This window comes from Pseudacidovorax sp., from assembly GCF_017991995.1.
In the GTDB taxonomy this organism is placed as follows: Bacteria; Pseudomonadota; Gammaproteobacteria; order Burkholderiales; family Burkholderiaceae_C; genus Xenophilus.
The window spans coordinates 1-19,165 of record NZ_JAGOPN010000015.1 but is presented as its reverse complement, the minus strand read 5'-3'; the positions used below and the strand labels follow the sequence as shown (position 1 = coordinate 19,165).

The following is a 19,165-nucleotide window of genomic DNA, read 5'->3' as shown; positions in this document are numbered from 1 at the left end:
GCCCTCAGTCGTCGTCGCCGCCGGCAGTGCCCGGCGCGCGCTCTTCCAGCACATAGCCCATGCCGCGCACCGTGTGCAGCAGCGCTTGGGCGAAGGGCAGGTCGATCTTGCCGCGCAGGCGCTTGATGGCCACCTCGACCACATTGGTGTTGCTGTCGAAGTTCATGTCCCACACCTGCTCGGCGATGGCGGTCTTGGACAGGATGTCGCCCTGGCGGCGGGCCAGCAGGGTGAGCAGTGCGAATTCCTTGGCCGTGAGGTCGATGCGCTGACCGGCGCGCAGGGCGCGGCGGCTGATCAGGTCGATCTGCAGATCGCCCACGCGCAGCAGCGTGGGCTCCTGCGCGCGGCCGCGGCGCGTGAGCGCCTGCAGCCGGGCCTGCAGCTCGATGAACGAGAAGGGCTTGACGAGGTAGTCGTCCGCGCCGCCCTGCAGGCCCCGCACCCGGTCTTCCACGCCGTCGCGGGCGGTGAGCATGATGACCGGCGTGCCCTTGACGGCGCGCAGCGAGCGCAACACCTCGAAGCCGTCCAGGCCCGGGAGCATGGCGTCGAGCACGATGACGTCGAAGTCGTGGTGCAGCGCCAGGTGCTGGCCGTCGATGCCGTCGTAGGCGACGTCCACCGTGCAGCCCTGCTCGGTCAGGCCCTGGCTGAGGTAGTCGGCCGTCTTGCGCTCGTCCTCGACGATCAGCACCCGCATCATGGCTGGGCGGCCTCCAGCCGCGGCGTGGCGGCGCGTGCGGCACCCGCGGCCTTGCGGCGCATGTACCAGTGGTGGGCGCGGTCGAGGTAGAGGTAGACCACCGGCGTGGTGAAGAGCGTGAGCACCTGCGACAGCAGCAGCCCGCCCACCATGGCATAGCCCAGCGGCCGGCGCAGCTCGGAGCCGGCGCCGTGGCCCAGCATCAGCGGCAGGCCCGAGAGCAGGGCGCACATGGTGGTCATCATGATGGGGCGGAAGCGCAGCACGCAGGCCTCGAAGATGGCGTCGCGCGGGCTCATGCCGCGGTCGCGCTCGGCATGCAGGGCGAAGTCCACCATCATGATGCCGTTCTTCTTGACGATGCCGATGAGCAGGATGATGCCGATGAGTGCGATCACGCTCAGATCGTAGCCGCCCGCCATCAGGATCAGCAGCGCCCCCACGCCGGCCGAGGGCAGGGTGGAGAGGATGGTGAGCGGGTGGATGTAGCTCTCGTACAGCAGGCCCAGCACGATGTACACCGCGATCAGCGCCGCCAGGATCAGGTAGGGCTGCGTGCGCAGCGATGCGCTGAAGGCCTGCGCCGTGCCCTGGAAGCTGCCGGTGAGCGTGGGCGGCACGCCCATCTCGGCCTGCGCCTGCTGGATCTGCTCGACCGCCTGGCCGAGCGCGAAGCCGGGCTTGAGGTTGAAGGAGATGGTCGCCGCCGGGAACTGGCCCTGGTGGTTCACGGCCAGGTAGCTGGTGCGGGTGGTGTCCAGCTTCACGAAGGTGGACAGCGGGATCTGCTGGCCGTTGATGGGCGAGGTGATGAACAGCCGGTCGAACAGGCTCGGGTCCTGCTGCAGTGCAGGCGTCACTTCCAGCACCACGTTGTAGCTGTTGAGCTGGGTGAAGTACTGCGCCACCTGGCGCTGGCCGATGGCGTCGTACAGGGTGGCGTCGATCAGTGCCGGCGTGATGCCATAGCTGGAGGCGCGCTGGCGGTCGATGGTCAGGCTGGCCATGGGCGCGGCGTTCTGCTGGTCGGAGCTCACGTCGGTCAGGGCGGGCAGCTGCTGCAGCCGCTGGGTGATGCGCTGCGTCCAGGTGTCGAGCTCGCCCAGGTCGGTGTCGGTGAGCGTGTACTGGTACTGCGTGCGCGCCAGCCGGCCGCCGACGTTGATGTCCTGCCCGGCCTGCATGTAGAGCGTGATGCCGGGCACGCGCGCCAGCTTGGGCCGAAGGCGGCCGATGATCTCATCGGCGGTCTCGGTGCGGCCGTCTTCCTTGGGCTTGAGGCCGATGAAGAAGTTGCCCGAGTTGAAGGTGCTGGCACCGGCCTGCAGGCCGAAGGCGGTGACGTCCGGGTCCTGCCGCACGATGTCGGCCAGGGCCAGCATGCGCCCGTGCATGGCCTCGGACGAGGAGTCCTGCCCTGCCACCGCGGTGCCGAAGATGTAGCCCGTGTCCTGCTGCGGGAAGAAGCCCTTGGGGATCACGATGAACAGCGCCACCGTGGCCGCCACCGTCGCGATGAAGCTCATCAGCGTGATGAAGGGATGGCGCAGCACCACTTCCAGCGCACGGCGGTAGCCGCCGATCATGGCCTCGAAGCCGCGCTCGAACAGGTCGAAGAGCTTGCCGTGCTTCGGTGCGGCATGCGTGCCGTCGCCATGCGGGTTCTTCAGGAACTTGGCGCACAGCATGGGCGTGAGCGTGAGCGATACCACCACCGACACGGCGATGGTCAGCGTCACTGTCACCGCAAACTCGCGGAACAGCCTGCCCACGATGCCACCCATCAGCAGCAGCGGAATGAACACCGCCACCAGCGACACCGAGATCGACACGATGGTGAAGCCGATCTCCTGCGCGCCCTGCAGCGCCGCCTGCATCGGCGGCATGCCGTCCTCGATGTGGCGGTAGATGTTCTCCAGCATCACGATGGCGTCGTCCACCACGAAGCCCACCGCGATGGTCAGCGCCATGAGCGACAGGTTGTCCAGCGAATAGCCCAGCACGTACATGACGGCCGCCGTGCCCAGCAGGGCCAGCGGCACGGTCACGCTGGGGATCAGCGTGACGGTCAGGCTGCGCAGGAAGACGAAGATCACCGCCACCACCAGCGCCACCGACAGCACGAGCGTGAACTCCACGTCCTTGACCGAGGCGCGGATGGTCTGCGTGCGGTCGATGATGGTGCTGACCGTCACGCTGGGCGGGATCGAGGCCTTGAGCTTGGGCAGGGCCGCGAAGATGCGGTCCACCGTGTCGATCACGTTGGCGCCCGGCATCTTGGTGATGGCCAGCGAGATGGCCTGGCCCGGCTCGATGTGGCTGCCCTCGGGCTCGGCCTTGCCGGGGAAGGCCCAGGCGGCGATCTTGGCGTTTTCCGGGCCATCCACGGCCACGCCCACGTCGCGCACGCGGATGGGCGCGCCATTGCGATACGCCAGCACCATGTCGTTCCACGGCGCGGCCTTGAGCAGTTGGTCGTTGGTGTAGACGTTCATGGCCTGCGAGGCGCCGTCCAGCGTGCCGGTGGGCGCACTCACCGTGGTGTTGGCGATCACGCCGCGGATGTCCTCCAGGCTCAGGCCCAGGCCCTTGATCCTGGCCGGGTCGACCTGGATGCGCACCGCCGGCTTCTGCTGGCCGAACACGTTGACGAGGCCCACGCCCTCGATGCGCGAGATCTGCTGCGCGAGGATGTTCTCGGCATAGTCGTCCACCTGCGTCATCGGCAGCACCTGCGACTGCACCGCCAGGATCAGCACCGGCGCGTCGGCCGGGTTGATCTTGCGGAAGCTCGGCGGGCTGGGCAGGTTCTTGGGCAGTTGGCCGGTGGCCGAGTTGATGGCGGTCTGCACGTCCAGCGCCGCACCGTCGATGTTGCGGTCCAGGTCGAACTGCAGCGTGATCTGCGTCAGGCCCAGCGAGCTGGTCGAGGTCATCTGCGACAGGCCGGGGATCAACGAGAACTGCCGCTCCAGCGGCTGCGCCACGTTCGAAGCCATGGTCTCCGGACTGGCGCCCGGCAGGCGGCCGGTGACCTGCAGCGTGGGAAAGTCCACCTGCGGCAGCGGCGCCACCGGCAGCATCGGCCACGCGACCAGGCCGATCAGCAGCAGCGCCACCGCCAGCAGCGAGGTGCCGATGGGCCGGCGGATGAAGGCGGCGGAAATGCTCACGAGGCGGCTCCCTGTGGGCCGTTGGCGGCCTTGGCGCCGGCAGGCTTGTCGGCGCCCGGGGCGGCGCCCTTGCCCTCGCCGCCTTCTCTGGCCTCGCGCACAGCGGTGCCGGGCGCCAGGCGGAACTGGCCGTCGGTCACCACGCGGTCGCCCGCTTTGAGGCCCTTCGTCACCACGGCGGTGTTGCCCTCGCTGCTGCCCACCTCGATGGGTTGCACGCGCGCCTTGTTGTCGGCATCGACCACGTAGCTGAACAGCCCGTTGGGGCCGCGCTGCACGGCGGAGACGGGCACGGTCAGCGCATCGCGCCGCTGGCCCAGGACGAGCCGGGCATCCACCGACTGCCCCGGCCACAGCTTGTGGTCGGGGTTGGCGAAGCGGCCCTTCATGGCGATGGTGCCGGTGGTGACGTCGATCTGGTTGTTCAGCAGCGTGAGCTCGCCGGTGGCCAGCACCTCATGGGTAGCGCGGTCGATGGCCTGCACCTGCAGCGGCGCCGGTCCGTGCAGGGCCGTGTTGATGGCCTGGAAGGCGCTTTCGGGCAGGGTGAACTGCACGGCGATGGGATCGATCTGGTTGATGACCAGCAGACCGGCCGCGTCGGTGGCGTGGACGATGTTGCCGGGGTCCACCAGCCGGGCGCCGATGCGGCCCGACAGCGGCGCGGCGAGCGTGGCGTAGCTCAGCTGCACCTGCGCGGCCGAGACGGCGGCGGTGTCGCTCTGCACGGTAGCGGTGAGCTGGCGCACCAGGGCGGCCTGGGTGTCCAGCTGCTGGCGGGTGGCGGCGTCCTGCTGCTGCAGCTCCGTATAGCGCTGCAGGTCGGCGCGGGCATTGGTCAGCTGCGCGTTGTCGCGCGCCAGCGTGCCCTGGGCCTGGGCCAGGGCCGCCTGCAGGGCGCGGGCATCGAGCCGCGCCAGCACCTGGCCGGCCTTCACGTCCTGGCCTTCCTTGAAGTTGACGGCCTCCAACTGGCCGTCCACCCGGGTGCGGACGGTGACCGAGGCCATGGGCAGCACGCTGCCCATGCCGGTCATGGCCAGGGGCACGTCCCTGCGCTGGACCGTGGCCAGGCGCACCGGCACGGCGGGTGGGGCCTTGGCGGGCTCGGCGGCGTGCGCGTCACGGTGCAGGCCGGGATGCCAGGCGGCGATCAGCAGGGCGACGGTGGCGACCGCCGCGCCGGCCGTGCGGCCGCGGCGGGAGACGAGGGGGGTGCGATGGGGCAGGGACATGGCGTTCGACGGAGAGACGGATCAGCGCGTGGCGGGCCTGGCGGAGGCAGCGATTTCGGCGGAGGGGGCGGACGCCGCCGTGGGCGTCGCCACAGGCGCGGTGGCGGGCGTGGCGTCGGCCGCGTCGCTGGCGTGGGGAATGGCGGGCAACTGGCCCGTGCCCCAACCGCCGCCCAGCGCCTTGACCAGCGCCACGCTGGCGGCGTACTGCCGGCCTTCGAGCTGCAGCGCGCTGCGCTCGGCCGTCAGCGCCAGCGCCTGGGTGGTGACGACGGTGGTGTAGTTGGCGGTGCCGGCGCGGTACTGGCTCAGCACCACACGCAGGGAGTCGCGGGCGGCCGTCACGGCGCGGTTCTGGGCCTCGCGCTCGCGGGCCAGCTCGCGCAGGGCGGCCAGGTTGTCCTCCACGTCCTGGAAGGCGGCCAGCACCGTCTGCCGGTAGCCGGCGGCGGCACCGTCGAAGGCGGCGCGCGCCTGGGCCACCTTGGCGCTGCGGGCGCCGCCGTCGTAGATCGACGCCGCCAGGGCGAAGCCCAGCGCCCACACCTTGTCGGGCGTGCGGGCCCAGGCCGTGAGGCCGGCGCCCGAGAAGCCCCCGCTGGCGCTGAGCGTGAAGTCGGGGTAGTAGGCAGCCGTCGCCACGCCGATCTGCGCATTGGCGGCCGCCACGCGGCGCTCGGCGCCCGCGATGTCGGGGCGGCGCTCCAGCAGCTGCGAGGGCAGGCCGGGCGGCGTCACCGGCAGGGCGAGGGGCGAGGACGCCTCCTCGGTCAGCGGCGGCAGCGAGAACTCGCCGGGTGTCCTGCCCAGCAGCACCGCCAGGGCGTGCTCCAGCTGGCGGCGGGTCAGGTCGATGTCGATGGCCTGGGCCTCGGCCGAGGCCAGGTTGCTTTCGGCCAGCGCCACGTCCGAGCGCAATGCGGTGCCGGCGCGGTACTGCGCCTGCGCCAGCCGCAGCGAATCGCGGTAGCCCGCCACGGTGCGCACGTAGAGCGCCTTCTGGCGGTCGTCCAGGCGCAGTTGGATGTAGTCGTTGACCACGGCCGCCTGCAGCGCGAGCCGGGCCGCGGCCAAGTCGGCGGCGCTGGCCTGGGCGCTGTCGGCCGCCGCTTCGGCGCCGCGGCTCACCTTGCCGAAGAAGTCCGGCTCCCAGGCCGCCTGCAGCGACCAGGCATGGGTGTCGCCCAGCACCGAGGTGCCGCTGCTCTTGCTGCGCCCGCGCCCGCCCGAGGCGCTCGCGCCCACGGTCGGGAAGAAGCCGGCCGAGGCGCCGTCGACCAGCGCCTGCGCCTGGCGGTAGGTGGCCGAGGCCTGGGCCAGCGTGGGGCTGGCCGTCATGGCCTGGGCGACCAGCGCGTCCAGTTGCGGATCGCCGAACTGGCTCCACCACGGGGACTCGGCATCGGCCGCTTTCGGCGCCGCGGGGCGCCAGGGTCCGTCTTCCTTGAAGGCGGCCTGGCTGGCGCCACTGGGCACGGGCGGCGGCTGGTAGTCGGGACCAACGGCGCAGCCCGCCATCAGCAGGGCGGCGCACAGGGCGGTAAGCGGGAGCTTGGGCGAGCGCCGCCGTGCAAGGGCAGGGCGCTCGCGGCGCGGGAAGCGGTCGTGGTCGGAGGAAGGCATGGGCAGCAGGGCAGACACGGCCGCCACTGTGGGCGCCGGGGGCCGACGCCTCGCTGACGGCAAGATGACAAAGCTGTCAGGTGGCGCGGCTGGAGCCCACGCACCCCCGGTGTAGACTGCGCGGTTTTTCGACCCGGCAACCCCCATGGCGCTCACCACCGTGCGCACGGGCCTGACCGGTGCGGCGCTTGTGCGACTGCTGGCCGGCCTTGCCGGTCCGCGGGCGCAGGTCCGGGATTCCAGAGACGCCTTCGCCGACCGCCTGAGCCACTGGCTCGGCTGGACGGATGCCATCTCGCTGTCAGCGGCCCTGGAACGGCCGCTGCCGGCCCCGAGCGCTGCCGGCGCCCCTTCCACCACCGACGATCCCTGGCCGCAGGAGCAGGCCGAGGTCGAGCGCGTGCGCGCCGTGCTGGCTCACGGCCATGCCAAGGAGGCCGCCGCCGCCGGCCGCTCCACCTTCGAGCAGGGCATCGGCTTCTCGCCCTATCGGCAGCGCTACCTGGCGCGCCAGCAGGCGATGGAGATGGCCATTGGCCTGCTGCGCGAGCGGCTGCGTGCCGTGGTGGCGGCCCGCTCGCCCGAACTGGCGCGGCTGGCCGCCGTCGATGCCGTGATGGCCCAGACCCTGGGCCCGCATGAGGACCGGCTCATGGCCGGCGTGGCGCCGATGCTCGAGAAGCACTTCCGCCGCCTCGCCGAGGCGCATGGGCCCGAGGACGAAAGCTGGCAGGAACCCTTCCGCCAGGACCTGCACACCGTGCTGCTGGCCGAGCTGGAGCTGCGGATGCAGCCCGCGCTGGCCCTGCTCGAAGCCCTCCGGCCACCGGGCGCCGCCGCGCCGACGGTGGCCACACCAGGAAACAAGGACGAATGACGAGACTGATTGCCAAGGCCCTGCAAGGGGCGGTGTTCGCGGCCGGACTGGCCGCCGTGCTGTGGGTGGGCGCCGGCTACCTGGGCCGCCAGCCGCTCGCGCTGGCGGTGATGGTGCTGATCGGTGTGTTCTATCTGGTGGGTGGCGTGGAGCTGCTGCGCTTCGACCGCGCGACCCGCGCACTGGCCCGCGCGCTCGACAGCCTCGGCAGCGCCCCGGCCGATGCCCGCCATGCCTGGCTGGTCCCGGTCGAGCCGGCGCTGCAGGGCGCTGTGCGCCAGCGCATCGAAGGCGGCCGCGTCGCCTTGCCCGGCCCTGCGCTCGCGCCCTACATCACCGGCCTGCTGGTGCTGCTGGGCATGCTGGGCACCTTCATGGGCATGGTCGTCACCCTGGACGGCACCGGCGCCGCACTGACTGGGGCGACCGAGCTGCAGGGCATCCGCGACGCGCTGTCGGCCCCGGTGCGTGGCCTGGGCCTGGCCTTCGGCACCTCGGTGGCCGGCGTGGCCGCCTCGGCGGCGCTGGGCCTGATGTCGGCCCTGGCCCGCCGCGAGCGGGTGCAGGTGGGCCAGCAGCTGGACGCCGCCATCGCCGGCCCGCTGCGCGCTTTCTCGGCCACGCACCACCGCGAAGCCTCGTTCAAGCTGATGGAACAGCAGGCCGGCCTGCTGCCCACGCTGGTCGAGCGGCTGCAGGCCAGCATGGAGGCGCTGGAGCGCCAGCAGCAGGCCCTGAACGAGCGGCTCACCGCCGATCAGGCCCGCTTCCACACCCAGGCCGAATCGGCCTATGTCGCGCTGGCCGCCTCGGTCGAGCGCAGCCTCAAGGAAAGCGTGGCCGAGGGCGCGCGCCTGAGCGGCGCCGCCATCCAGCCCGCCATCGAGGCCACGCTGGCCGGCCTGGCCCAGGAAAGCGGCCGCCTGCAGGCCGCCATGGCCGAGCAGGTGCGCCGCCAGCTCGACGGCGTGGCCGAGCGCTTCGGCCAGGCCACCACCGAGGTCGCCGGCCTGTGGCGCAATGCCCTGGCCGAGCAGCAGGCGGCGCAGACCGCCGGCAGCCGCGCCTTCGACGAGGCGCTGGCCCGTTTCTCCGGTCATGCCGAGCAGCGCGATGCGGCCCTGGACGAGGCGCTGGCCCGCTTCACCCAGCACACGCAGCAGCACAGTCTGGCGCTGGCCGATGACCTGGCGGCCCACCTGGACCGCCAGTCCGAAACCCTCGGCCAGCGATGGGCCGAGACCTTGTCGCAGCAGGCCGCCGGTGCCGAGCAGATGGCCGTGCGCCACGAGGCCGCCCTGCAGCGCGCCGCCGAAGGCTTCGTCGGCCAGGCCGCCGCCCTGCGCGAAGGCGTCGCAGCCGCCCACACCGAGCTGCAGACCCGCCTTGCCGCCCACGACGACACCCGCCTGGCCGCCTGGACCGGTGCGCTGCGCAGCCTGGCCGAGGAACTGCGCCAGCAGTGGCAGCAGGCCGGGGCCCAGGCCACCGGCGAATGGCAGTCCGTCGGCGAGACCCTGTCGCGCAGCGTGCGCGACATCACCGCCGGTGCCGAAGCCCAGGCCCAGCGCCTGCTGGCCGATCTGGACCGCCGCGCCGCCGCCGACGAAAGCCGTCTGGCCGACTGGCGCGCCGCGCTCGAGACCACCGCCACCGCCCTGCGCGAGGAATGGCGTGCTGCCGGCGCCGAATCCGCCGGCCAGTGGCAGCAGTTGGGCGACGCCCTGCGCCACACCGCCGCCGAGGTGGGGGGCCATGCCGAGGCGCAGGCCCGCCGCACCCTGGCCGAGATGGAACGCCGCGCCGCGCTGGACGACGGCCGCCTCCAGCAATGGACGGCCGCCCTGGAGACCATGGCGGCCAACCTGCGCGAGCAGTGGCAGCAGACCGGCAGTGCCGCCGCCGACCAGTGGCTGCAGGCCGGCCGCGCCGCCTCCGCCGAACTGGAGCGTGCCAGCGGCCAGATCGCCGGTCAGCTCGAACGCGCCAGCACCGGCGCCGCCGAGGCCCTGGCCCTGGCCAGCAGCCAGGCCGCCGGCCAGTTGCAGCAGGCCACCGGACAGGTGGCCGAAGGCCTGCAGCGCGCCACCGGCGAGGCCGTGGGCCAATGGCAGCAGGTGGGCGAGCAGCTGCGCCAGGCCGCCATCGACATCGGCAGCACCGCCCAGGCCCAGGCCGAGCGCACCCTGGCGCAGATCGAGCAGCGCGCCGCGCAGGAGGCCGAGCGTCAGGCGGCCTGGACCGGCGCCCTCGAAACCACCGTCGCCACCCTGCGCACGCAGTGGGAGGCGGCCGGCGAGCACGCCACCGGCCAGTTGCGCGAAGCCGGCGCCGCCCTGGCCCGCACCGCCACCGACATGAGCACACAGATGGAGGCGCAGGCCCGGCGCACCCTGGCCGAGATCGGCCAACTGGTGCAGGCCGCCGCCGAAGCACCCCGCGCCGCGGCCGAGGTCATGGGCGAGCTGCGCGAGCGCATCAGCGACAGCATGGCCCGCGACCAGGCCACGCTGGAGGAACGCGAGCGCCTGATGCAGACCCTGGGCACGCTGCTGGAGGCGCTCAACCGCCAGGCCACCGAGCAGCGCGGCGCCATCGATGCGCTGGTGGACACCACCGCCGGCCTGATGGAGCGCGCCAGCGGCCAGTTCGGCGAGACCCTGCAGGCGCAGGTCGAGCGCTTCGGCCAGGCGCTGGACGCCCAGGCCGCGCGCCTGGACGAGGCCGGCACGCAGCTGGGCGCCAGCGCGGTCGAAGTGGCCAGCCTGGGCGAGGCCTTCGGCGGCGCCGTGCAGCTCTTCGGCCAGGCCAACGGCGAGCTGCTGACGCAGCTCAAGGGCATCGAGACGGCGCTGACCAAGTCCCTGGCCCGCAGCGACGAGCAGCTGGACTACTACGTGGCCCAGGCCCGCGAGGTGATCGAGCTGAGCATCGGCGCGCAGAAGCAGATCATCGACGATCTGCAGCACCTGGCCGCCCAGCGCGGGGTGGAGGCCGCCGCGTGACCGGCGCCGCGCGAGAGTCGCGTTGGAACTCCTTCCCCCTCTGGGGGAAGGCAGGGATGGGGGCCAGCATGACGCAGGCGCTGATCGAGGCGCCGCAGGCCCCCACCCCAGCCCTCCCCCAGGGGGGGAGGGAGCAAGGCGCATCCGGCGCCCCAGCCCTCCCCAAGGGGGGGAAGGAGCAAGGCGCATCCGGCGGAGCCGCACCATGGAAGCCCTGAACGACGACCTCGTCGACGGCGGCGCCGAGCCGGCGGTGCCGGTCTGGGCCGTCTTCGGCGACCTGATGGCCGGCGTGCTGGGCGCCTTCGCGCTCATCCTCGTCGCGGCGCTGGGCATGCAGATGGAGCTGGCCGATCGCCTCAAGGCCGAGGTGCAGCAGCGCGAGCAGGCCGCCCGCAGGCTGCAGACGCTGGAGCAGGCCCTCGCCGGCCCGCTGGCCGCCGGCCGCGTGACGCTGGCGGATGGGCGCATCGGGATCAGCGGCAGCGTGCTCTTCGCCTTCGCTTCCGATGAGCTGCAGCCCGAGGGCCGCCAGCTGCTCAAGACCCTGGCCGGGCCGCTGGGCCGCTACCTGCGCGAGCGCGGCGAGATTCTGATGGTCAGCGGCTTCACCGATGACCGGCAGGTGCGCGGCGACAGTCGCCGCTTCGCCGACAACTGGGAGCTGTCCGCCCAGCGGGCGCTGACCGTGACCCGCGCGCTGATCGATGAGGGCATTCCGGCCGATGCCGTGTTCGCCGCGGCCTTCGGTTCGCAGCAGGCCGTCGCCTCCAATGCCGACGCCGACGGCCGCGCCCGCAACCGCCGCGTGGAGATGGCGCCCATGCCGCGGCCCGCCCGCACCGAGGCCGGCAAGGCCGCGGCCAAGCCCTGATGAGTGCGATGACCGCACTGCAGGCGCGCCTCGCCGCCTGGCGCGATGCCGGGGCGGACCGGGCCGATCCCGCCGCATTCCTCGCGATGGAAGCGCTGGCGCGGCGCACCGTCGGGCAGCCGCAGCGGATCCAGCACCTGCTCATGCCCCGGTTGGAGGCAGCCCTCGATCGCTATGCCGCCGGCCTGGCTGCGCGGCCGGGTCAGGCCAGCGAAGCGCCGGCGACGGCGACGCGCGGCGCCCTCGGCCAGCTGGCCGATGCCCTGGCGCAGCGTGGCCGCAGCGCCCCCGAGGATGGGCCACCGCTGCTGGCGACGGCCGAGGGGCAATCCCGGCCGCCGGAGCTCAAGGCGCTGCGGCGCTTCCGCGGGACGTGGTCGCGCCTGTCGGCGCAGCAGCGGCTGCGGGAGGCCACCGCGCAGGTGCCGGCGCAGGCGGGGCCGCTCAACTCGCACCACCTGGTCCACCGGGCGCTGGCGCTGATGCAGCAGCTGTCGCCGGGCTACCTGGAGCATTTCGTCGGCCACGTGGATGCGTTGCTGTCCATCGAGCAGCTGCAGTCGCCGCCCCCGCCGCCGCCCGTCAAGGGCGAGTTGCGCGCCGCGACGCCGCGCCGCAAGTCGGCGCGGGGCCGTTGAATGTGCTGCGGCCCGGCCGGCGGCCCTGCGGCCTGCCGGCAGCACAGGGGCATTCGGCAAGGCTGCATTCACAGTTCGCGACAATGCTTCGGGCCATCGCGGCGATGGCCGTCCCCCGCGCCGGTCGCCCGGCCTGACTGAAGCACAGCGCAGATGAATTCCCCCCTTCCTGTCGACGGCGGCGCCATGGGCGCGGCGGTGCGGGCCCATGACTGGGCCGCGACGCCGCTCGGGCCCGCGGAGCAATGGCCGGGCGCGCTGCGCAATGCGCTCGGGCTCATGCTCAATTCGCCCGAGAGCATGTACCTGGTCTGGGGCGACGCGCTGACCTTCTTCTTCAACGACGCCTACCGGCCGATCCTGGGGCCGCGGCTGGATGGCGCGCTGGGCCAGTCGCTGCCCGTGCTGTGGTCCGACGCCTGGGAGGCCGTGCGTGGCCCGCTGGAGCAGGCGCTGGCCGGCCAGGCCAGCCGCTTCGTCGATGTGCCGATCACCATGGCGCGCTATGGCCGCGAGGAGCAGACCTGGTGGTCGTACTCGTACTCGCCCATCTACGACGGCGACTTGGTGCGCGGCGTGTTCTGCTTCACCACCGAGACCACGGCCCGTGTGCTGGCCCAGCAGCAACTGGCGGCCGAGGCCGAGCAGCAGCGACGCATCCTCGACGAGCTGCCCGGCTTCGTCTGGACGGCCGACCGGGCCGGGCTGGTGCGCTACGTCAGCCCGCGCTGGACGGCCTTCAGCGGCCAGCCGCGCGAGCGCTTCCTGGACGAAGGCTGGGGCGACTTCGTGCATCCGGACGACCTGCCGGCGCTGGCCGGCGCCTGGCAGCGCGCGGTGAAGGCCCGCATGCCCTACGAGGCGGAGTTCCGCATGCGCAGCCCCCGCGAGGGCTACCGCTGGTGGCTGTCACGCGCGCACCCCGTGGCGGGAGAGGCCGACAGCGCCATGGCCTGGGTGGGCATCTGCACCGAGATGGACGCCATCATCGACGCGCGCGAGATGCTGAGCCGCTCCCGCGACGCCCTGCAGGACGCCGTGAGCGAACGCACCCGCGAGCTGGAGGCCGCCGAGGAGGCGCTGCACCAGGCCCGCAAGATGGAAGCCATCGGCCAGCTCACCGGCGGCCTGGCGCACGACTTCAACAACATGCTGGCGGCCGTCTCCGGCGCGCTGGAGCTGATGGACATTCGGCTGCGGCAGAACCAGCCCGAGCACCTGGCCCGCTACATCCGCACGGCGCAGGACGCCACGCGCCGCGCAGCCGCGCTCACGCACCGGCTGCTGGCCTTCTCGCGCCGGCAGACGCTGGCGCCGCGGCCCACGCAGGTGGACGAGCTGGCGGCCGGCATGGTCGAGCTCATCCAGCGCACTGTGGGCCCGCAGGTGCACATCGTCACGCATGCCGAGCCGGCCCCCTGGCCGGCGCTGGTCGATCCGTCTCAACTGGAGAACGCGCTGCTCAACCTGTGCATCAATGCCCGCGACGCCATGCCCGATGGCGGGCAGGTGCTGATCGAGACGCTCAATGTCCACATGGCCGGCGCCGCCGCCCGCGCCCACGACCTGCCCGAGGGCGACTACCTGCTGTTGCGCGTGACCGACAACGGCGTGGGCATGCCGGCGAACGTGCTGGGCAAGGCCTTCGATCCCTTCTTCACCACCAAGCCGCTGGGACAGGGCACGGGGCTGGGGCTGTCGATGATCTACGGCTTCGCGCGCCAGTCTGGCGGGCAGGTGCGCATCGCATCCGAGGTGGGGCAGGGCACGGTGGTGTCGATCCACCTGCCCCGCGCGCTCGAGGGCGCGGTACCCGCGGCATCGAACGGCATGCAGGCCGAGCCCGACATGGCGGCGCAGGCCGACTGGCCCGTGCTGGTGGTGGAGGACGAGGAGGCCGTGCGCCAGATCGTCGCCGAGACGCTGCGCGACCTGGGCTGCCGGGTGCTGGAGGCCGCCGACTCGTTGGCCGGCATGGCGATGCTGCGCGATTCGCCCGAGGTGCGCCTGCTGATCACCGACGTGGGCCTGCCGGGTGGCATGAACGGGCGGCAACTGGCCGACGCGGCGCGCAGCCTGCGACCGGCGTTGCCGGTGCTCTTCATCACTGGCTATGCGGAAAACGCGCTGCTCAGGGACGGCCAGCTGGAGCCGGGCATGGCGGTGCTGACCAAGCCCTTTTCGGTGCACCAGCTCACCAGCGAGCTGCGGCGCCTGCAGCAGGCCTGGCCCATCACACCGGCAGCGGACCCCGCGGCATGAGGAAGTCGCGCGAGAGCTGACCCGGCCGCGTCACGCCGAGCATGGCGAGGTTGCGGTCCACTTCGGCCGACAGCAGCTGAATGGCATGGGCCACGCCCGCCTCGCCCGCCACCGCCGCCGCGAAGTTGAAGGGTCGGCCCACCCACACGAAGCGCGCGCCCAGCGCGAGGGCCTTGAGCACGTCGCTGCCGCGGCGGATGCCGCCGTCCATCATCACCGCCATATCGCCGGCCACGTCCATCACGGCCGGCAGGGTGCGCAGGGCCGAGACGGCCCCGTCGAGCTGCCGCCCGCCGTGGTTGGAGAGCACGATGCCGTCGGCGCCATGCTGGCGGGCCAGCGCGGCGTCCTGGGGCGACACCAGCCCCTTGACCACCAGCGGTCCGCGCCAGCGGCGGCGGATGCGTGCGATGTGCGCCCAGTCGAAATGGTCGCGCTTGGAGAAGTCGCGCTCCACGTTGCGGGAGATGACCGGCGCGCCGCGCTCGGCAAAGGAATTCTCGAAGTGCGGCATGCCGTCGGCCAGCGTGCGCAGCAGCGTGCCCAGCGTCCAGCATGGGTGGGTGAACCCGTCCCAGGCCAGGCGCAGGCCGGGGCGTAGCGGGGTGGAGAAGCCGGCGCGGATGTTGTTCTCGCGGTTGCCGGCCACGGGCACGTCGGCGGTGATCACCAGCGTCTCGAAGCCGGCGCGCTCCACGCGGTCGAGCAGGGCGTCGATGCGCTCGGGCTGGCCCGGCAGGTAGGCCTGGAACCAGCTGCCGGGGCCGGCTGCGATGACCTTTTCCATGGGCGTGAGCGAGCTGCCGCTCAGTACGTAGGGGATGCCGGCGCGTGCGGCGGCGCTCGCCATGAGCTCGTCGCCGCGGTAGGCCGAGAGCGCGGCGATGCCCATCGGCGCGATGCCGAAGGGCGCGGCGTAGCGGCGGCCGAAGAGCTCCGTGCCCAGGTCGCGCTGCGACACGTTGGCCAGCACGCGCGGCACGAAGCCCCATTCGGCGAAGGCGCGGCGGTTGTCGTCCAGGCTGCTGTTGGTCTCCGCGGCACCGGCCACGTAGCCGTAGATGGCGCGCGGCAGGCGGCGCGCGGCCAGGCGCTGGAAGTCGTCGAGGGCCAGCACCTCTGCCAGCGGGCCGCGCGCGGCGCCGCCGCTGAAGGCGCGCCAGGGGTCATGGGCGGGGGCGGGCGGTGGGGCGGGGCCGGCGTCGGCGGCGGGTGTCGAGGGCTGGGTCATGGGCAGAGGGTGAAGCTGTCGGCCTGCGCCGGATCGGCGGGCGGGCGATGAGGTGGGACTTTAGGCAGTCCTGCGAGTGAGTGAAAGCGAATAATCCGGCGCAGTCCATTCCACTGAAATCGAACAAGTGACGCTCAAGCAACTGGAAGCCTTCTACTGGGCCGCGACCTGCGCCAGCTTTGCGCTGGCGGCCGAGCGGCTGCACCTGAGCGTGTCGTCGCTCTCCAAGCGGCTGGCCGAACTGGACTCGGCCCTGGGCGCGCCGCTGTTCGACCGCGCGGGCCATCGCGCCCGGCTCACCGAGGCCGGCCAGCGCCTGCTGCCGCTGGCGGCCGACCTGCTGCAGCGTGCCGAGCAGGCCCGGATGGCCGTGGGGCCCGGCGCGGCGCTGGGCGGTACCGCGCACCTGGGCACGGGCGAACTCGCGTCCATGACCTGGCTGGCGCGCGCCGTGGCCTGGCTGCGCGCGCGTCATCCGGCGCTGGAGCTGCGCATCGAGGTGGACATCGGCGCGCACTTGGCGCGGCGTGTCGCGCAGGCCGAGCTGGACGCCGCAGTGATCTCGGGCGCCGCCTCGCGGCCGACCTTGAGCGCCGTGCCTCTCGGGCAGGCGGCCTTCGTCTGGTGCGCCTCGGCCGCGCTGGCGGCCGGCGTCGAACGGCTGGATGCCGAGTCCTTGTCGCGCCACACGCTGGTCGCGCTGCCGCGCGGCTCGGGCGTCACGCAGTTGCAGGACGGCTGGATGGCCCGCGCCGGTGCCCGGCCGCGCGCGGTGCTGAGCTGCAGCCAGTGGGGCGCGGTGGCCAGCCTGCTGGCGGCGGGGCAGGGCATCGGCATGCTGCCGCGCGGGCTGGCCGACGGACTGGTGCAGCGCGGCGTGCTCTGCCGCCTGGCCGCCACGGAGCCGCTGGCGACGCTGGACTACGGCTTCCACTTCCGCCACGACGATCCGCGGCCCCTGGTGGCGGCGCTGCGGGAGGCCTGCCTGGAGACGGCGGACTTCGACGTGCCCGGGCCCTTCTTCTGAGAATCTCAGGGGCAGAACAGCTCGGCCAGCAGGTCGATCATGCGGCCGGCCCTGGGATCGTCGATGCGGTAGTACACCGTCTGGCCCTCGCGCCGGCTGGCGACCAGGCCGTCCTCGCGCAGGCGGGCCAGGTGCTGCGACAGCGCCGACTGGCCGAGGCCCACCTCCGCCTGCAGCGCGCCCACCGACAGCTCGCCGTGCTTGCCCAGCAGGCACAGCACCAGCAGACGGGATTCGTTGCCCAGCGCACGCAGGAAGGCGGCGGCCTGCTGGGCGCCTTCCTGGAGCAGGGCGTGCTCGGGGTTGATGTGGGTCATGGATGGTGCAAACGCGCTGGCCGGCGTTGGTTGAATATTAGGTCTTCCTAATATGATGGCCTTGTGCTGGGTCGAGTGTCGCGGCTTCGTGGCCGGCCCTGCCGAGCAGGAATCCGCCATGACCGACTACCGACAGATCACCCACGACATCTCCGCGCAACTCGTGCCCTTGCGGCAGACCGTGCCCGGCGTGATGAAGGGCTTCGCCGACATGGGCAAGGCCGCCATGGCCGAGGGCGCGCTCAGTGCCAAGACCAAGGAGCTGATCGCGCTGGCCGCGGGCGTCGCGGCCCACTGCGAGGGCTGCATCGGCTTCCACACCAAGGCGCTGGCCCGGCTGGGCGCGACCGAGGCCGAGGTGCACGAGGCGCTGGGCGTGGCCATCTACATGGGCGGCGGGCCGTCCGCGATGTACGCCGCCAGTGCCGTGGAAGCCTTCCGCCAGTTCTCTGCGGCGTCCGCCTGAGTGGCGGCGCCCTTGTCCATCTCACTCATCGAGGAGCACTCATGACCCCCAATGTCGGAACCCTGGACCGCGTGCTGCGGATCGTGGCAGGCCTCGTGCTCATCGGCCTGGCACTGGCCGGTGTGATCGGTGCCTGGGGCTGGATCGGCCTGGTGCCGCTGGCCACGGGGCTGCTGCGCTTCTGCCCGGCCTACACGCTGCTCGGCCTGCGCACCTGTCCGGCCAATTCGTCGCGCTGAGGGCGGCCGGCGCGCGCTCGGCGCGCTGACGCCGGCGCGTCCGGCCCGGCCGGGGTCGCTTCCTAGAATGGTTCGTTGCCCTCATCCAGGAGACGTTCCATGACAGAAGACAGCATCGAGTTCAACTCGCGCGACGGCATCCGCATCCAGGCCTGGCGCTGGTCGCCCGAGGGCGCGCCGCGCGGCATCGTCCAGGTCCAGCATGGGCTGGGCGAGCACGGCGGGCGCTACCGCCGCTTCGGCGAGGCGCTGGCCACCGCGGGCTACCTGGTCTATGCGCCCGATGGCCGCGGATCGGGCCGCACGGCGCAGGGCCGATATGGCCATTGGGGCCGCGACGGCTGGCCGGGCTGGGTGGACGACCTGCTGCAACTCAACCACCGCATCCGCCAGGACCATCCCGGCCTGCCGCTGGCGCTCATCGGCCACAGCATGGGCTCCTTCGCCACGCAGCAGTTCCTGCTCGACCATTCGCGGGACGTGGAGGCGGCGGTCCTGCTGGGCTCGACCGAGGTCTCGGGCATCGTGGCCATGATGACCGCGCCGGGGCCCGTGGACCTGAGTTCGCTGAACCAGGGCTTCGAGCACCGCACCGGCTTCGAATGGCTGAGCCGCGATGCGGCCGAGGTGGACCGCTACTGCGCCGACCCGGCCTGTGGCTTCGTTCCGGAGCCCTTCACCGGCATCGAGACGCTGGCCCGCGCCGCGGACCCGGCGGTGCTGGCCGGTATCCGGTCCGATCTGCCGATCCTGATCCTCTCGGGCGATGCCGATCCCATCGCGGGCGGCGGGGCGGCCCTTGAAGTGGTGGCGCAGCGCTACCGCGATGCGGGTGTCAAGGATGTGGAACTGACGCTGTATCCGCAGGCCCGGCACGAATTGCTGAACGAGACGAACCGCGATGAGGTGACGGCGCGGATCGTGGGCTTCCTGGATCGGACGATCGGGGGGTAGGGTGGGTTGAAGGCCCTGGAGCCCAGGTTTCTTCAGGTCTTGGGCCTTTTTGGCGTTTGGGGCCTTGCTTGTCGCTGGGGTGCGCGCCGTCGCCGGGCCCAGGGCGCGCGGGCTCATACGGGGTCGGTCGGCCCTGTGGGCCGACTCCGCTGCGGTGCTCGGATGAACGGGCCGCGGCAGAACTCGCTACGCGCTTCGCGCTGCGCTCAAACAACTGCCGCGAGTCAGTTCACGAAGCAGGCCTGTCCTCCGGCAGGCCTGCAGCCCGTCCACCCTGCGCTCCTCGCCGACCCCGAAATCGTCCGCGCGCCCTGGGCCCGGCGCCGACGCGTGGAGGCGGACGTTGGGCATCCAAGGGGCCGGAGTTGTGCGGAATGCAACCACGGTGGCGCACTGCCCCCATCCCTGCCTTCCCCCAGCGGGGGAAGGAGTCCAGCCAGGAAGGCAAGTGAGCCTGCTTCGGCGCAGGGTGAAGGCACAGGCACAGGCACAGGCACAGGCACAGGCACAGGGTGCAGGTCCAGGTCGAAGTGCGGGG

At 72.5% G+C, this 19,165-nt stretch carries 15 protein-coding genes; 9 read left to right on the top strand and 6 right to left on the bottom strand.

Annotation, left to right across the window (positions count from 1 at the left end; all coding sequences use genetic code 11):
- Positions 1-4: 4 nt before the first annotated feature.
- Genes KBC94_RS19400 through KBC94_RS19385 form a run of 4 tightly spaced genes read right to left on the bottom strand, consistent with a single transcriptional unit; the run spans position 5 to position 6,737 of the window.
- The gene (locus KBC94_RS19400; protein ID WP_114804383.1) at positions 5-703 is read right to left on the bottom strand and encodes a heavy metal response regulator transcription factor; all 699 of its coding nucleotides are present in this window, start codon (positions 701-703) and stop codon (positions 5-7) included.
- Positions 703-3,879, bottom strand: a complete 3,177-nt coding sequence (locus KBC94_RS19395; RefSeq protein ID WP_294373773.1) for an efflux RND transporter permease subunit — start codon at positions 3,877-3,879, stop codon at positions 703-705. The genes KBC94_RS19400 and KBC94_RS19395 overlap by 1 nt, the downstream gene beginning before the upstream one ends.
- Positions 3,876-5,114, bottom strand: a complete 1,239-nt coding sequence (locus tag KBC94_RS19390) for an efflux RND transporter periplasmic adaptor subunit (protein ID WP_294373771.1) — start codon at positions 5,112-5,114, stop codon at positions 3,876-3,878. The genes KBC94_RS19395 and KBC94_RS19390 overlap by 4 nt, the downstream gene beginning before the upstream one ends.
- A gap of 21 nt (positions 5,115-5,135) precedes the next feature.
- Positions 5,136-6,737, bottom strand: coding sequence for an efflux transporter outer membrane subunit (locus KBC94_RS19385; RefSeq protein WP_294373768.1), 1,602 nt, complete (start codon positions 6,735-6,737; stop codon positions 5,136-5,138).
- 145 nt (positions 6,738-6,882) lie between these two features.
- On the opposite strand from KBC94_RS19385, the gene KBC94_RS19380 reads away from it, so the two are divergent.
- From KBC94_RS19380 to KBC94_RS19360, 5 genes are all read left to right on the top strand, one after another.
- Complete coding sequence (locus KBC94_RS19380) at positions 6,883-7,614, top strand: DUF3348 family protein (protein ID WP_294373765.1); 732 nt, start codon at positions 6,883-6,885, stop codon at positions 7,612-7,614.
- Positions 7,611-10,619 carry a DUF802 domain-containing protein gene (locus tag KBC94_RS19375; RefSeq protein WP_294373762.1) on the top strand — a complete coding sequence of 1,003 codons (3,009 nt, stop codon included), beginning with the start codon at positions 7,611-7,613 and terminating at the stop codon, positions 10,617-10,619. Before KBC94_RS19380 ends, KBC94_RS19375 begins: the two co-directional genes overlap by 4 nt.
- A gap of 214 nt (positions 10,620-10,833) precedes the next feature.
- Positions 10,834-11,493: an OmpA family protein gene (locus tag KBC94_RS19370; RefSeq protein ID WP_294374154.1), complete on the top strand. Its 660-nt coding sequence runs from the start codon at positions 10,834-10,836 to the stop codon at positions 11,491-11,493.
- Between the two features lie 8 nt (positions 11,494-11,501).
- On the top strand, positions 11,502-12,131 hold the full coding sequence (locus KBC94_RS19365; RefSeq protein ID WP_294373759.1) for a DUF2894 domain-containing protein: 630 nt from the start codon (positions 11,502-11,504) through the stop codon (positions 12,129-12,131).
- A gap of 153 nt (positions 12,132-12,284) precedes the next feature.
- On the top strand, positions 12,285-14,393 hold the full coding sequence (locus tag KBC94_RS19360) for a hybrid sensor histidine kinase/response regulator (protein ID WP_294373755.1): 2,109 nt from the start codon (positions 12,285-12,287) through the stop codon (positions 14,391-14,393).
- Here KBC94_RS19360 and KBC94_RS19355 read toward each other — a convergent pair.
- Positions 14,365-15,624 (bottom strand): alpha-hydroxy acid oxidase, encoded by a 1,260-nt coding sequence (locus tag KBC94_RS19355; protein ID WP_294373753.1) that lies wholly within the window; start codon positions 15,622-15,624, stop codon positions 14,365-14,367. The two genes, KBC94_RS19360 and KBC94_RS19355, sit on opposite strands and share 29 nt — an antisense overlap.
- A gap of 127 nt (positions 15,625-15,751) precedes the next feature.
- On the opposite strand from KBC94_RS19355, the gene KBC94_RS19350 reads away from it, so the two are divergent.
- A complete protein-coding gene (locus KBC94_RS19350) occupies positions 15,752-16,651 on the top strand; it encodes a LysR family transcriptional regulator (protein WP_294373750.1) in 900 nt (299 codons plus the stop codon).
- A 5-nt stretch (positions 16,652-16,656) separates the two neighbouring features.
- Here the strand turns inward: KBC94_RS19350 and KBC94_RS19345 are convergent, their stop codons facing one another.
- The gene (locus KBC94_RS19345; RefSeq protein ID WP_294373749.1) at positions 16,657-16,968 is read right to left on the bottom strand and encodes a metalloregulator ArsR/SmtB family transcription factor; all 312 of its coding nucleotides are present in this window, start codon (positions 16,966-16,968) and stop codon (positions 16,657-16,659) included.
- 118 nt (positions 16,969-17,086) lie between these two features.
- Between KBC94_RS19345 and KBC94_RS19340 the strand changes: the two genes are divergently transcribed.
- The 3 genes from KBC94_RS19340 (at position 17,087) to KBC94_RS19330 (ending at position 18,627) form a co-directional block, all read left to right on the top strand.
- Positions 17,087-17,434: a carboxymuconolactone decarboxylase family protein gene (locus tag KBC94_RS19340; protein WP_294373746.1), complete on the top strand. Its 348-nt coding sequence runs from the start codon at positions 17,087-17,089 to the stop codon at positions 17,432-17,434.
- A 41-nt stretch (positions 17,435-17,475) separates the two neighbouring features.
- Positions 17,476-17,673, top strand: coding sequence for a DUF2892 domain-containing protein (locus KBC94_RS19335; protein ID WP_017760462.1), 198 nt, complete (start codon positions 17,476-17,478; stop codon positions 17,671-17,673).
- Between the two features lie 99 nt (positions 17,674-17,772).
- The gene (locus KBC94_RS19330) at positions 17,773-18,627 is read left to right on the top strand and encodes an alpha/beta hydrolase (protein ID WP_294373736.1); all 855 of its coding nucleotides are present in this window, start codon (positions 17,773-17,775) and stop codon (positions 18,625-18,627) included.
- Positions 18,628-19,165: the final 538 nt, after the last annotated feature.

What these genes read in the sequence shown, in the direction of transcription:
- KBC94_RS19385 (WP_294373768.1), bottom strand. Translation starts at nt 6,737, where the DNA reads ATGCCTTCCTCCGACCACGACCGCTTCCCGCGCCGCGAGCGCCCTGCC.
- KBC94_RS19360 (WP_294373755.1), top strand. Translation starts at nt 12,285, where the DNA reads ATGAATTCCCCCCTTCCTGTCGACGGCGGCGCCATGGGCGCGGCGGTG.
- KBC94_RS19365 (WP_294373759.1), top strand. Translation starts at nt 11,502, where the DNA reads ATGACCGCACTGCAGGCGCGCCTCGCCGCCTGGCGCGATGCCGGGGCG.
- KBC94_RS19380 (WP_294373765.1), top strand. Translation starts at nt 6,883, where the DNA reads ATGGCGCTCACCACCGTGCGCACGGGCCTGACCGGTGCGGCGCTTGTG.
- KBC94_RS19345 (WP_294373749.1), bottom strand. Translation starts at nt 16,968, where the DNA reads ATGACCCACATCAACCCCGAGCACGCCCTGCTCCAGGAAGGCGCCCAG.
- KBC94_RS19375 (WP_294373762.1), top strand. Translation starts at nt 7,611, where the DNA reads ATGACGAGACTGATTGCCAAGGCCCTGCAAGGGGCGGTGTTCGCGGCC.
- KBC94_RS19400 (WP_114804383.1), bottom strand. Translation starts at nt 703, where the DNA reads ATGCGGGTGCTGATCGTCGAGGACGAGCGCAAGACGGCCGACTACCTC.
- KBC94_RS19330 (WP_294373736.1), top strand. Translation starts at nt 17,773, where the DNA reads ATGACAGAAGACAGCATCGAGTTCAACTCGCGCGACGGCATCCGCATC.
- KBC94_RS19335 (WP_017760462.1), top strand. Translation starts at nt 17,476, where the DNA reads ATGACCCCCAATGTCGGAACCCTGGACCGCGTGCTGCGGATCGTGGCA.
- KBC94_RS19390 (WP_294373771.1), bottom strand. Translation starts at nt 5,114, where the DNA reads ATGTCCCTGCCCCATCGCACCCCCCTCGTCTCCCGCCGCGGCCGCACG.
- KBC94_RS19340 (WP_294373746.1), top strand. Translation starts at nt 17,087, where the DNA reads ATGACCGACTACCGACAGATCACCCACGACATCTCCGCGCAACTCGTG.
- KBC94_RS19355 (WP_294373753.1), bottom strand. Translation starts at nt 15,624, where the DNA reads ATGACCCAGCCCTCGACACCCGCCGCCGACGCCGGCCCCGCCCCACCG.